General features: G+C 51.8%; 9 protein-coding genes. 4 read left to right on the top strand and 5 right to left on the bottom strand.

Going from position 1 to position 14,438, the window contains the following annotated elements; genetic code table 11:
- Positions 1-31 precede the first annotated feature (31 nt).
- Both CRO74_RS22870 and CRO74_RS22865 read left to right on the top strand, forming a co-directional pair.
- Entirely contained in the window at positions 32-3,211 is a 3,180-nt protein-coding gene (locus CRO74_RS22870) for a SusC/RagA family TonB-linked outer membrane protein (RefSeq protein ID WP_097129263.1), read from the top strand.
- Position 3,212: 1 nt separating this feature from the next.
- Positions 3,213-4,664, top strand: a complete 1,452-nt coding sequence (locus tag CRO74_RS22865; RefSeq protein ID WP_097129262.1) for a SusD/RagB family nutrient-binding outer membrane lipoprotein — start codon at positions 3,213-3,215, stop codon at positions 4,662-4,664.
- Positions 4,665-4,668: 4 nt separating this feature from the next.
- On the opposite strand, the gene CRO74_RS22860 is transcribed toward CRO74_RS22865, so the two are convergent.
- The 5 genes from CRO74_RS22860 to mscL form a co-directional block, all read right to left on the bottom strand.
- Positions 4,669-6,339, bottom strand: a complete 1,671-nt coding sequence (locus CRO74_RS22860; protein WP_097129260.1) for a hypothetical protein — start codon at positions 6,337-6,339, stop codon at positions 4,669-4,671.
- A 77-nt stretch (positions 6,340-6,416) separates the two neighbouring features.
- The gene (locus CRO74_RS22855) at positions 6,417-6,908 is read right to left on the bottom strand and encodes an NADH-quinone oxidoreductase subunit C (RefSeq protein WP_097129258.1); all 492 of its coding nucleotides are present in this window, start codon (positions 6,906-6,908) and stop codon (positions 6,417-6,419) included.
- A 1-nt stretch (position 6,909) separates the two neighbouring features.
- Positions 6,910-7,287: a hypothetical protein gene (locus CRO74_RS22850; protein ID WP_097129257.1), complete on the bottom strand. Its 378-nt coding sequence runs from the start codon at positions 7,285-7,287 to the stop codon at positions 6,910-6,912.
- Between the two features lie 88 nt (positions 7,288-7,375).
- Complete coding sequence (locus tag CRO74_RS22845) at positions 7,376-9,325, bottom strand: M1 family metallopeptidase (RefSeq protein WP_097129255.1); 1,950 nt, start codon at positions 9,323-9,325, stop codon at positions 7,376-7,378.
- 158 nt (positions 9,326-9,483) lie between these two features.
- The gene (mscL, locus tag CRO74_RS22840; RefSeq protein WP_097129253.1) at positions 9,484-9,963 is read right to left on the bottom strand and encodes a large conductance mechanosensitive channel protein MscL; all 480 of its coding nucleotides are present in this window, start codon (positions 9,961-9,963) and stop codon (positions 9,484-9,486) included.
- Between the two features lie 326 nt (positions 9,964-10,289).
- Between mscL and CRO74_RS22835 the strand changes: the two genes are divergently transcribed.
- Together CRO74_RS22835 and CRO74_RS22830 are read left to right on the top strand one after the other, a co-directional pair.
- Entirely contained in the window at positions 10,290-11,879 is a 1,590-nt protein-coding gene (locus CRO74_RS22835; RefSeq protein WP_097129252.1) for an N-acyl-D-amino-acid deacylase family protein, read from the top strand.
- A 124-nt stretch (positions 11,880-12,003) separates the two neighbouring features.
- Complete coding sequence (locus CRO74_RS22830) at positions 12,004-14,037, top strand: response regulator (RefSeq protein WP_097129250.1); 2,034 nt, start codon at positions 12,004-12,006, stop codon at positions 14,035-14,037.
- The last annotated feature ends 401 nt before the right edge of the window (positions 14,038-14,438 follow it).

Genomic DNA, 14,438 nt, shown 5'->3' with positions numbered 1-14,438 from the left:
TCTATATACTTTATATATAATTGACCAACTTATGAAACACTTCTTACCAAATGAAAAGAGACGTCATTTAGCTCTAGTGACGGCCTTCTGGTTGCTCACAATGCTCGTCGGCTGGGCTCAAAATCCGGGGCGCACCATTACTGGGAAAATTCTATCTAAAACCGACGGGAAAGGTCTTCCCGGTGCCAACGTACTTGTGAAAGGCTCGTCGGTGGGGGCGGTGACGGATGCGGAAGGTAGCTTTGCCATCAGCGCACAACCCAACGCCACGTTAACCGTTTCCTACATCGGTTTTGTGTCCCAGGAAATGGCTATTGGCAATCAGACCGAGGTGGTGATTTCGCTGGCCGAAGATGCATCCCAACTAAGCGAAGTGGTCGTTACGGCGCTGGGGATTTCGCGGGATAAAAAAGCACTGGGGTACAGTCTCCAGGAGCTGAAAGGAAACGAACTCACGCAGGCGCGGCCAACCAACCTGGTCAATGCATTGTCCGGAAAAATTGCGGGTATTCAGGTTACAGCAACGAACGGACTACCCGGCGCATCGTCGCGGATTCTGATTCGCGGGGCCAACTCGATTGGGGGCAACAACCAGCCGCTGTTTGTGGTCGACGGGATTCCGATTGATAATGGCAGTTACAACGTCACACCGGGCAGCACGGGCGGAAACGTCAATAACGTAACCACCGATTATGGCAACGGCGCATCGTCCATAAACCCGGATGATATTGACAATATTTCGGTACTGAAAGGTGCCAATGCCGCTGCGCTGTATGGCTCGCGGGCGGCTAACGGGGTTATTCTGATCACGACCAAGCGGGGCTCGGCCAGTAAAAACGTTGGTGTAACGGTCAATACCAACACCACGTTCGAGAATCCGTTGCGTTTGCCCGATTTTCAGAATGAATACGGGCAGGGCCTTAAGGGGCAGTTTTCGTACGTCGATGGTATGGGCGGGGGCGTCAATGATGGTGTGGATGAGAGCTGGGGACCCAAGCTGGATGGTCGGCTGATCCCGCAATTCAACTCGCCCATTGGCGCTGATGGCAAACGCACGGCCACACCCTGGATTGCCCGACCCGATAACGTCAAGAACTTTTACGATACGGGTGTTACTACCTCGAACAGTATTGCATTGACCGGCGGCAACGAAAAAGGTGATTTCCGGCTGGGGTACACCAATCTTTATCAGAAAGGCATGCTGCCCAACACGAACTACAAACGGCAGAATCTGTCGTTCAACGCGGGCTGGAATTTTACCCCAAAATTCACCGTCCGTACCAGCATCAACTACATAAAAGACGGCTCCGACAACCGGCAAAACCTGAATCTCTACTGGATCTGGTTTGGTCGGCAGGTCGATTTGGAAGACCTCAAGGCCAACCCGGTCCAGCCCGATACCGACCCGAGCCAGTGGCCCGTGCAGCGAAACTGGAATTCGAACTACTGGAACAACCCGGCGTATGCGCTGAAGTACCTGAAATACGCCAACGATAAAGATCGCCTGATTGGCAACATTACCGCCACGTATAAACTGACCGACTGGCTGACGCTGACGGGCCGCACCGGAACCGATTTCTCGAACGACCGGCGCACCACCAAACAGGCCAAAAACGTGGGCGTACCCAATGGCAGCTATGCCGAAGATATCGTTTACGTAAGCGAAACCAACAGCGATTTCCTGCTGACCGCCGACAAACGGTTCAGTGAACTTCACGTCGTAGCCTCGGTGGGCGGCAACACGCGCCGGAACTACACCCAGCGCGATTATATGTACGCATCGGAGTTGACGATTCCCAACTTGTATAACATCGGGAATGCAAAATCGCGCCCAACGGTCTACAATCGGATTACGGACAAACGGGTAAATAGTCTCTATGGCTCGGCGTCGCTGTCGTTCCGCGATTATCTGTTTGTCGATCTGACGGCCCGCAATGACTGGTCGAGCACCCTGCCCGCCGGTAACCGGAGCTATTTTTACCCATCCATATCGGCCAGCGCCATTGTGACGGATATGTTGGGGCTGACATCCAACGTGCTCACCTACGCCAAGTTGCGGGGCGGCTTCGCGCAGGTGGGTAACGACACCGATCCGTACAACCTGACGCAGGTATTTTCGAACGAAACGGCCTGGGGAAACACAACGACTTTCTCGGAAAACAACCTGATTTATAACAAGAACCTGAAGCCGGAGCTGACGACCGCCATTGAATTTGGCGTTGAGACCCGCTTGTTCCGAAACGCGCTGAATTTCGAGTTCACGTATTACGACAAGAACACGAAAAACCAGATTTTACAGGCCAACGTAGCGCAGAGTTCGGGCTATTATAACTCGGTGATCAATGCCGGTCAGATTCGGAACAGCGGTTTCGAAATCGAACTGTCCGGGGCACCGGTTAAGAATGCGGGAGGCTTCCGTTGGGATGTGGGAATCAATTTCGCCCGGAACCGCTCCGAAGTGGTGGATTTGGGTGGCCTGTCGACTTACCAGATCAATACTGGTTCGCTGTTGCGCAACGTGATTTTGGAAGCTCGTCCGGGCGATCCCTACGGCAATTTTTACGGTACCTACTACCGGCGCGACCCGAGCGGCAACCTGATTTTCAACAGCCAGGGGTATCCGATTATGGCATCGGATCGGAAAGTGGTTGGGAACATCATGCCGAAATGGACGGGTGGTTTTCAGAACACCTTCTCCTACAAATGGGTGTCGCTCAGTTCGCTGATCGATGTACGTTACGGCGGGAATGTCTTCTCGCAGGGGATCAACATTGGCCGGTATACGGGCGTGCTAGCAGAAACGGTGCCCGGTCGCGAGGGCAATATCGTAGGCAAAGGCGTGGTCGAAACCGCTAACGCCGACGGTAGCTTCTCGTATGCGTCCAATACAACAGCGGTGGCTTCGGCGGACGATTACTACCACAATTTTTACAATCGCAACGTCAACGAGAATTACATTTTCGATGCTAGTTACGTAAAACTCCGGGAGGTACGGCTGGGCTTTACCCTTCCGCAGCGGTGGCTGGGCAAAACGCCCTTCCGTAGTGCAACGTTTGCGCTGGTGGGCCGCAATCTGGCGCTGCTCTATAAAAACATCCCGCATATCGACCCTGAAACCAGCTATTACGGCGATGGTAACGTACAGGGCTTCGAAAACGGCAATACGCCATCGGCCCGTAGCATGGGCTTTAACCTCAACTTCGGACTCTAATATGAAAAAGATATTTTTTCTTTCCTTCACACTTTCGCTGTTGACGTTAAGTGGCTGCGAAAACAAGTTCAACGAAACCAACGTCAACCCCAACGACCCGACCAGCGTACCGGCAGAACGGCTACTGCCCCACGGGATTTACTCAGCGGTGAGCAACATCATCGGGCCGTCAAGTACGGTTTCGCTGGGGCTGGATGCCGGTAATGGCTGGGCACAGCATACGGCCCGGATTCAGTATACCGAAATCGACCAGTTCAGCTACACCAGCGATTTACAGGATTTGCCCTGGCGCTACTTGTACAACGAAGCCCTGGCCGATTTTCAGAAGATTTATGAATTGGGCAAAACGGCTAATAACGAGAACCTTCAGGCAATAGGCCTGATCATGCGCTCCTGGGTATTCGCCAATTTAACGGATGTGTATGGCGACATTCCGTACTCCGAAGCCCTCAAAGGCACGACGAGCGGCATTGTCGCCCCTAAATTCGATGCCCAGAAAGATGTGTATGCGGGTCTGGTAAACGACCTCAAAACAGCCAGCGACCTGATCAGTACCAAAACGGTCGACAAAGACGCGGATATTTTATTCGCGGGCGACATGACCAAATGGAAAAAGCTGGCCAATTCGCTAAGTCTGCGGTTGCTGAACCGAATGGTGGGTAAAACGGGCTTGTCTATCGACCCGAAAGCCGAAATGACGCGCATTCTGAGCGACCCGGCCAAATACCCGGTCATGACCTCGAATACGGATGTGGCTCAACTGGTCTACCTGTCTCGCCCCAACAACAACCCCACCAGCGAGAATCGGCGCACCCGCGACGACCATCGCGTGAGTGCAACCTTGGTTGACAAACTCGTTGCGCTGGGCGATCCCCGGTTGGGCGTTTATGCCAACAAAGCGGTGGCTACGGGTTTGTACAAAGGTGTCCCTAACGGGCTCCCCAACTCCGATGCCGGGGCCCTGGGCTTTACCAGTACGTCTAAAATCGGTGATTTCTTCGTGCAGGAAACCACACCGGGCGTGATCATGAGCTATGCCGAACTGAACTTCATCAAGGCCGAAGCCGCCCTGAAAGGGGTGACTGCCGCTGGTGATGCCGCCAAAGCTTATGAGGAAGGTATAAAAGCTTCCATGGCCTATTACAAGCTGACCCTCCCCGCCGATTACCTAACGACAAATGCGCTCAAAGCCGGTGATGCAGGCCTGACTCAGGTACTGGAACAGAAGTGGATTGCCTTGTTTGGGCAGGGCGTTGAAGCGTGGACGGAATACCGTCGAACGGGCGTTCCGGCGCTGGTTGTGCCCAAAGTCAACTACAACGGTGGCGTAATCCCCACCCGGCTGCCTTACCCGTCCTCGGAAGAAAATCTTAATAACGCCAATTTCAAAGCAGCTCTTACGGCCATGGGTGGGGCCAATACGATGCAAACCAAACTCTGGTGGGCTAAGTAGACCGCTACAGGTTTTTATTGATCGAGTTTCTGGCTTCTTCGAACGCGCCCGGTAAGGGCGCGTTTCGTTTTATGATCTTACCTGTTCGGTTGAGGATGGTTGCCGAGGTTTCATTATCGGGCCGAAACCGCTCAACGGCGTCCATCAGTTGCACTTCGGTTAACAGCAGGTGATCGCCGTAGAGGTTGTAGCGGGTGGCCTGTTCCGGAAACAAAGCCATGTCGGAACTGGGCATGGGTATGTAAATCAGCGCGAAGTCGCGGGGGCTGTAGGCGCTCCGCAGGCGTTGGGCGTCGAGGGCTACCTGGCGTCCGGCTTCGTCGGAAGGAGAAAACAGCAGTACATAAATGACTTTCCCACGATTGGCCGCAATAAGTTGGTCAATCAATACCTGACCACCATTGCGTTCCGATTTCGTTATAAAGACGCCCGGAGCTATTTCTAATCCCTGGGCAATTGTCCCCGCTTTTTGTAGTACCTGCGTAGCCGCCCGAATCCGTGTGCTGTCTTTTACTTCCAGCCGATACAACTCATCGAGCGATTGCCCCAAAGCGGTTTCTTTTACCTGCGGGCGGGCGTAATCGTAAAGCAGCATGGAAAAATTAAGCGTCATAGCGGGCAACGAACTGGCCAGCCAATAAGCCGTCAGGTAGTTCAGGGACGAACTGTCGACCTGCGGACGGCTACGCTCGATCAGCGATTCGTAGCTAACCAGTCGTTGCAGTGTATCGGGGCTGCGTTTGACCAGACCATCGAAAAAACGCAGGTCGGCCGCGCGGGCGCTGTTTTTGATGGCGTAATCATGAAGCCGGATGCGCTCGTCGGCGGTGAGGTTTTTGCCATATCGTTCGAGCAACGTAGAGAGCACACGAACCGACAGACCACTGCTACGCCCATTTGCCGACTCGGTAGACACCCGCTGGGTAATATAATTGGCAAAACGGTTCATGGCCGATGCCCGCGACGCCGTTAGCAACTGGTCGTTGGCGGGCCGCAGGGAGTCGGTCAGGGCAGCGGGAATCTTGTCATTCTCATACGTTGCCTTCTCGTACAAAAAAGCGGCTGCGTTGTACCGGCTGCTGGACGTGATCCAGCGAGCCACCAGCGGGAATACCTTTTCCCGCTTCGCAAAGGCGTTGAAGGGTGCCCGGTAAGCCGCCGAGAGCATGCCGAAGGCGGCACCGATGGATTCATTGCTAATTTGTTTGGACAGTTTTTTGCCATCCGGCTTATCGGCATAGGCCGCTTCAAAGGCCTTATATCGGGCAAACTGACTATTGACCTGTGCATTGACACCCCCAAATCGGAAGGGTACGGCGGCTGTGAACAGAGAGTCGGCATCCAGATCGATGCTAAGGGTACCTGGTGCGGCCAGAAAAGCCGTTGAAATGCGCCCGTAGTTGAAATACATTTCTTCCTGCGGATAAATGAGCGGCAGGGATACCCGAAACGTACCATCTACGTTGAGCGGAGCCGGGCGAACCAGTTCGCGGCTGGCTTGCAGGATATTGTTGCGACTAATCAGAACCGTAGGTGACTCGCGGTAAAGGCGGGCCGTCAGGTTGCGAATACGACCCGTTACAATTACCGAATCCATTTGCGCCTGACTTAGGAAAGGGGCTAGAAAAAGAATGGCAGACAGTACGGCACGGAGGAGCCGGGAACGATTTTTCATGGGTTTCAGGAATACAGACAAAGCAATAACAAACGAATTTCAGAAACAGTCAACAATCGGCTCAAAATGTCGACGGCTTATTTCGTTTTTATGCCGTGGTACTGCTCTTCTTCCTGGTAATCGGTGCGGAGGGGATGCCCAACCCAATCGGTAGGGAGCAGAATCCGGCGCAGGTCGGGGTGACCGCTGAAGTGAATACCCAGGAGGTCGAAGGCTTCGCGCTCGTGCCAGTCGGCGGTTCGCCAGACGTGGGCAATGCTCGGTACGGATGGCAACGCTGTCCCGTTCATGTTACGCGGCACAACGACCTTCATCATCAGGTTGTGTTCGTAAGGAATAGAGGTCAGGTTGTAAACCACCTCCATGGTGTTGGCGCTGGCTCCGTTGTCGATGGCCGTAATGCAGGCCAGCAGGTCGAAGAACAGCCGCTCGTCATTGCGGAGGAACTGACAGATGTCAACCAGTTGCTCAACGGGAACTGTCAGGTAAGGCTGTAAATTCTGAGTATTGGGCTGTATAGCTGCGCCAAATTGAGTGGTGAGGATGGCGGTTAGTTCGGAGAAAGTCATTTCAATGGGGGTTAATAGATAGTATCGTAATCTCGTCAAATGGTTTACTGCTTGCCCAGCCGCAGAATACCCCTTTCGTACGTCCGGTTAATTGATAACGCACGGTAGCTTTTACATCAGCGACTGCGTTCACATAAACAATATAGGGTTTGACAAGCCTGACTGACTCATCACTTAGTGCATATTGACTGGTAGTCGTTGAGCTTTTAGGAATAGAGAGTAATAAATTACAGCCATCAACCGCACTATAATCTGTGAATGAACCTTCGGCTTCAAGCACAGGACCAGTGTTTAGTTGTGGCTCTACCTGTATAACAGCATCTGATTTATTACAGGATGCAAAACTGAATAGACTGACAAATAAGAGTACGTTCTTCATGAGAATACGTTTAGTTACTCGTCAGGATTCAAATCAAGTAAAAGTCGTTGTAAAATTAAGCCATTAAATTGTACTCAGGTTTTATCTTCTACGCCAGCCAGGCCAGCCACTGCATCCAGTTTTCGACCCAAAACAGGAATTTAGCGGCAAATTTAGCCGCCGGAGCAGATGATGGCGATAAGGTCAGACTGTTGTTGTTCAGGTTTGTATCCATGAATATCTTCTGTTTGGGATCTACCTTAGCCCAAAGAACCCGGGCGTTTTCCATAACCGTAAACTGACGCTGGCGAGCCTTTCCGTCCCAGAACAGCATCAGCTCCCGCCCATTGTCGAAATGCACCAGCACATCTACCGGTATCTGGCCATCGCCGTTCCGCCGAACGGTTATCACGGCCTGCTGTTTACCGTTCGGTCGGCTGTTTTTGATCGACGCGAGTTCATAATCGACCACATTATCACCGTAGAGTACCTGATCGAAGAACCAGTTCATATCGGCACCGTACTTACTGCCGAGCCGCTTCGGCACGATCTCGTTCACAATGTCGATGAAGTTCTGTCCGTTGGGGTGTCTGAATTTCCAACGGATAAAATACGTCTGCATGATCTCGTCCATCACCCGTCGGCCAACTAACCCTTCCAGCGTTCGCATCCAGGTGGCCGTTTTCGAGTAGGTCAGCACCCCGTATTGACCCTCGGGCAGTTGCCAGGTGTTGCCGAATGAGGAACCGATGGCCGGGTTATCCTGATGAACATAGCTGTCGCGCGAGCTTTCCAGATCGCCCATGCCGAAGCCAAACAGGTCGATCTGCGACGAACGCGGGCCATAGGTTTCGTCCATAATCCGGCCTTCGTAATACTGATTGAACCCTTCGTCGAGCCAGGCTTCCTCAAACTCGTTGGTGGCTAGTAACTGCATAAAGTACTGATGCCCAAACTCATGAACGGTGACTATTTCGGGAAAGCGGGCTCCCGCGGGTACAAACCAGGCCGTTCCGGCCGTAATGAACGTCGGGTATTCCATTCCGAACGAACCCTGCGCGTGAAAAGGCGGATCGACGATGGTCAGGTTCGGGAACGGGTATTTGCCGAGGTGTTTGTCGAAATAAGCCAGGGCAGAACGGGCCGCATCAATATGGCGCTGCGCCTGATGGACGTGTTCCGGCTGCATAGCCAGTTCGATACTTACTTCGCCACCGCCGGGTCGTTTCCATTTGTCGTTGATCACCTGAAAATGGGGTGAAGCAGTCCAGGCGAAATCAACTACGTCTTCGGCGTGGTAAAACAGCGTCTTGGTGCCGTTGCTGTGTATTTTCTCGGATTGATACAGGCCGGTGGCGCTTACCCAATACGCCTTCGGGGTGGTGATGTTCACATCGTAAACGCCATAATCGGCGTAGAACTCAGAGTGGGCGTGGAACTGGTGGCAGTTCCATTGGCCCGTTTTGGCATACCGCGTGCCGGCCGGCTCGTAAACGCCGATCTTGGGAAACCATTGACCTACCAGAAAGAAGTCCCGACTGAAACCCGTTCGGGCAAAGATTTTAGGCAGCTTGGCCCGAAAGGCAATATCGAGTACGATGGTCTCACCTGGCCCAACGGGTTTGCTCAGCGGCACCCGAATTACAGTATGGTCGTCGCGGTTCTGGTCGTCGGGTTGGAAAAACTCGTAGGCCAGTGGCTCGCCATTGCGAACTTTCATTGAGACGATGTCGATGGAGCCGTAGGGGTTTTCTTTCGCGTTCCGGTCCATGCCCTCGCCCCGCAGTTGCCCACCGGATTCGCGCATGAACGTCGAGTTTTCGTTCCGGAAGGCATTCAGGTACAGGTGAAACTGCAACTCCCGAACAACATCGGCTGAGGGGTTTCGCCAAGTGAGCGTTTCACGGCCGTCAAGTTTTTTGGAGGCCGGGTCCAGCGTTACGTCAATCTGGTAATTGGCCAGCCGGGGGCTCAGCGGAGTCGTGAAGATGGGCTTCGCCGACTGGGCAAAGCTGGTTAACGCCCCACCCATCAGGAGCAGGAACAAACGTAGTTTCATGGCCGGGATTAATTCGGTAGACAGAGCTAAGTACCGAAAAAGCGGCCTTGATTGCAACTGAAGCTTGGCAAGAAAGCAAGAATGGGTAAGTCATGGCAACTGATACTGATATAGATCAGCGCCATGACACAACTTGAATTTTAAATGTAGTGATCAGTTCATGGAATCTGCCGGTTACCAACCTCCGACGGGCTAACTGAAGAGGGCTGCAAAGTCGGTGCGTTTTTAACGAGTGCATCGCGTATCTCGGTTAGCAGTACTTCTTCTTTAGTAGGCGCAGGCGGCACATCTACGGAGTCGGCTTTGGCGCGCATCAGGCGATTCATGCCTCGAACAAGAAGGAAAATGATAAAGGCCAGGATCAGAAAGTCGATAATAATGGTCAGGAAGTTGCCGTAGGCAAAAACGGGCCCCAGCTTTTTGGCATCGTCGAGAGCCAGCCCCTGTGTAATTTTATCGGAGAGCGGTACATACAGGTTACTAAAATCGACGTTGCCAACGGCGCGGCCCACCAGCGGCATAATGAGATCGTTCACGACCGAATCCACAATTTTGCCGAAAGCGGCTCCAATAATTACCCCAACGGCAAGGTCCATAACATTACCGCGCATGGCAAACTCTTTAAACTCTTTTAGCATGGGTGCATGTGTTTTGTGGTTAAAAATGAGAACGGGTAAAGAGATGAATCGATATAAATTCTATGGGGTAACAGTTAACTGTATCTTATTGTTTATCAGCGTTATTCATCTGATAGCTTCGTTGGAATGGTAAAAAAACAATACAGTTTACCTGTCTCAGTTCCTTTCACAACAGATTTGCATCAATTTGTAAATTATCCGGAAAGGCTTTGATTATTTTTGGTTGAGCCGGATGCAGCTTAGGAGGAGGCTGTTCTTTCTTTTGTTTTGAGCCGAAAAAAAGCAAGATTGTTGACGGAATATTATTAGACAACCTTGTAATAACTATGCTAATCCGGCTACTTCCTCTCCTTATCTGTTTCTTATTTCCTTTCCTGACGCAGGCGCAACTGTACGATCTGGTGATCAAAAATGGGCGGGTTGTCGACGGGACGGGTAACCCCTGGGTATATGCCGATGTAGCCATACAAAACGGTCGTATCGTTCGGGTGGGCATGGTGCCTGCTACGGATGCCATACGGACCATCGACGCCACCGGGCTCATTGTTGCCCCCGGTTTCATTGACGTACATACCCATGTAGAAGGTAGTCTGGAGGCTCAGCCCGGTGCCCCTAATTTTATTCACGACGGGGTAACCACCCTGATTACCGGCAACTGCGGAGGATCCAGCGCAAATCTGCGTACCTACTTCGACACACTTCGCACACAGGGCATTTCCGTTAACCTGGGTTCGCTGATTGGCCACAATACGGTACGAATGCGAGTGATGAAAATGGCTTTTCGGGAGCCAACCGCCCGCGAACAGTCGGAAATGGAAGCCCTTATTGAGCAGGCCATGAAAGACGGAGCCGTGGGCCTCTCGACCGGGCTTATTTATACGCCCGGCACTTACGCCCGAACGCCCGAAGTGGTTAATCTGGCTAAAATAGCCTCCCGCTACGGTGGCGTTTACGCATCGCACATTCGAAACGAAGGACAAAACGTGAAACAGGCCGTTGAAGAGGCCATTCTGATTAGCCGCGAAGCCAAAATTCCGGTCGAAATATCCCACTTTAAAGTAGCCAGCAAGCCACTTTGGGGTAAAAGTACCGAAACGGTCGAACTGGTTGAGGCTGCCCGGCGCGAAGGACTCGACGTAACGGTAGATCAGTATCCCTATACCGCTTCCAGTACATCCCTGGAGAGCATTGTGCCTTCGTGGGCACTGGCGGATGGCGATTCGGCCGTACTGAACCGGTTTCGCGACCCGGCCACCCGCGCCAAAATCAAAGCCGAAATGCTGGACGGGCTGGCGAAAAACCTCCGCAAAAATTATGAATATGCCGTAGTGGCCAGTTATAAACCCGACACCACCTTTAATGGCTTGAGCATCAGTGCCATCAATCAGAAGGTAGGCCGTAAAAAGTCGGCGGCTGTTGAAGCAGACCTGATCATGGACCTCATGGAACGGGCCAACCTGAAGCGGATTCAGATGGTGTACCATACCATGTCGGAGACTGATGTTGAGACCATTATGCGTTACCCCAACACCATGATTGCGTCTGATGCGGGTGTGGCCAGGTTGGGGGCAGGCATGCCGCACCCGCGGGCTTATGGCACAAACGCCCGCGTGTTGGGCCGCTACGTGCGAGAACGGCACGTTATTCCGCTGGAAGAAGCCATTCGCCGGATGACGTCGTTACCGGCCCAGCGGTTCCGGCTTCAGGATCGGGGACTGTTACGACCGGGCTATGCCGCCGATATTGTCCTGTTTGACGAAAAAACCGTTTCTGACAAGGCTACCTATGATCAGCCCCATGCCTATACAACGGGCATTTCGTGGGTGTTAGTCAATGGCACGCCCGTAGTCGAAAACAATCTGCATACCGGCAAACGGCCCGGTCAGTTACTTATGGGTCCCGGTTATTTAAACTAATCAATTATAGAATACATCATCTTGCCGTATACATTTATTATGATATAATATATTCTCATGTTGCCATGATTATGCGTAAATTTCCATTCGCATAATGAATTTTCCCCTTTGGTGTATAGCCGTAATGACAACAATTTTAGTTGTAGATGACGAAGTTGACGTTGAACCGTTAATGCAGAACTGGTTCCGACGGAAAATTCAGCAAGAGACGTATCGATTTCATTTTGCCTACACTGGACGGGAAGCACTCAACTTGCTCCAGAACGAACCAGACATTGATCTCGTACTGCTGGATATTAATATGCCCGAAATGGACGGGCTTACGGTACTAAATGAGCTGTCAGCGCTGGATCGTTTATTGGGGGTTGTCATGGTATCGGCTTACAGCGACATGAATAATATTCGGATTGCCATGAACCGGGGGGCCTTTGATTTCGTCGTCAAACCCATTGATTTTTCGGATCTGGAGGTTACCATTGAAAAAACAGCGCAGTATGTTCGGCAGTTACGCGAATCGCAGCAGTTAAAAGTGATCAGTGATCTGAAGACGCGCTTTTACGATAACATTACGCATGAGTTCCGGACACCTTTGACCCTGATCTTATCGCCGGTCGAAAAGTTACTGCAAAAGCACCGTGAACCCGAAGAACTCGTGGTGGGACTGAACATGGTTGAGCGCAATGCCCAGCAGTTATTACGGCTGGTCAACCAACTACTTGACCTGGCCAAACTGGAGTCCGGGCACCTGGCCTTATCGCCCCGAACCGGCGATTTAAGTGATTTCGTCGGCCAGATTGTCCAACTCTTCAAACCAATGGCCGAGGAGCGCGGGCTAACCCTGACCTACGAAAGCGAACTGACCGGTTTTTATAGTTTTGATACCGAGAAAGTTGAACAACTGGTTTACAACCTTATTGCCAATGCCTTGAAGTTTACTCCTGCCGGCCGGGTGGAGGTCGAACTAAAAAAGGGCCGGTCTATACAGATCATTGTTGCCGATACAGGCGTTGGCATTGCTTCGGAAAAGTTGCCCTATATTTTCAATCGATTCTATCAGATCATTCCAACTCAACCCCTTGCAGAGCAATACCTGCCCGATACGTCGGATAAAGTGCCTGCATTCCTGAACTCGGGTACGGGTATCGGGCTGGCACTGGTAAAAGAGCTGACCGAATTAATGAATGGAACGGTAGCCGTAGACAGCACGGTGAGTAAAAGCCCCGGACAACCATCGGGAACTGTTTTTACGGTTGAGTTGCCTTTGGCAACCGTTGAGAGCACAGCCGTTCGTGTAGTTGACAGCCCACTACTGCAACCGCTTGACTGGTCTGCTCAAAGCGTGAGCCTCCCCACAACGCCAGAGCCAGCAACTGAACCGGTCGATACGACGCTTTTAGGCGTTAATGGTGAAAAACCATTGGTATTGATTGTTGAAGATAACAGTCAACTGCGTATGCTTTTAGAGCGGCAGCTATCCCCCCTTTACCGGGTAATGATGGCTACAGATGGGGACATGGGCTGGCAAATTGCTCAGGCCGAACTACCCGATCTTGTTCTCACCGATGTATCCATGCCCAAAATGGATGGCTACGAGTTGACCCGTCGGCTGAAAACATCCCTCATTACCGATCATATTGCGGTTGTCATGCTGACCGCGAAGACGGCGCAGCCCAGCCGTATTCAGGGTTTGCAGCAGGGGGCCGACGATTATATCAATAAACCGTTTCACATCGACGAATTGCATCTTCGACTGAAAAATTTGTTTATCCGGCAGCAAAAACTACGGGCCTATTACCAAAATGTATTTTCGCAGCCAGAGGTATCCTTTCAGCCCGCCACCGCAACGGATAAGTTTCTGCAGACACTCTATGTCGTCATTGAAGCCCACTTGGATGATAGCCGGTTTGGGGTTGAAGAGCTAGCCCATGAAGTGGGTATGAGCCGCCGGACACTCTACCGGAAATTGCTGGTAGTTACTAACCTAACCATCAATGACTTTATGCGTCAGTACCGGTTAAGGCGGGCGGCCCAGTTCCTGCGGGAGGGCCGTAATGTGTCGGAAACAGCGTATCTGGTTGGTTATGAGAGTCCAGCGCATTTCACTACCGTTTTCAAAGAGTTCTATAACAAGACGCCTTCCGAGTATACCGATCTGTGATCAACAGAAATAATGGCTTTGTCCGGGCTAAATTCCGATTCAGTCAACCGGTTATTTAGGGTATAAGTAAGTACTTGCCCGGTAGTAGCGGGAGTATAAATAATCAGGTAAAAATGGGTTGTCCTAAAAACGATAGTTGTTGTCCTAAATTCGATAGCGTGCCAGTCGCTGATAAACGACCTTTGTTATGGCCGAGAGCAATGGCTTTTCGCTTTTAACCACATCTACCACTTCCACGAATAAAGAGTTTGTCAGTGCATTTTGCAGAAAAAACAGGCTCCTATACTTTATCCACGACATTGTGATACCAGGCCAGATAGTATAAAGCTATCTGGCTTTTTACATTATCAGCCCCGAGGTGCCGAATCGCCTGCCACGTTTATCATCTGATGAACTACCCG

The sequence above is a fragment of the Spirosoma fluviale genome, assembly GCF_900230225.1.
Lineage (GTDB): Bacteria > Bacteroidota > Bacteroidia > Cytophagales > Spirosomataceae > Spirosoma > Spirosoma fluviale.
This window is presented reverse-complemented; position numbering and strand designations above follow the sequence as displayed.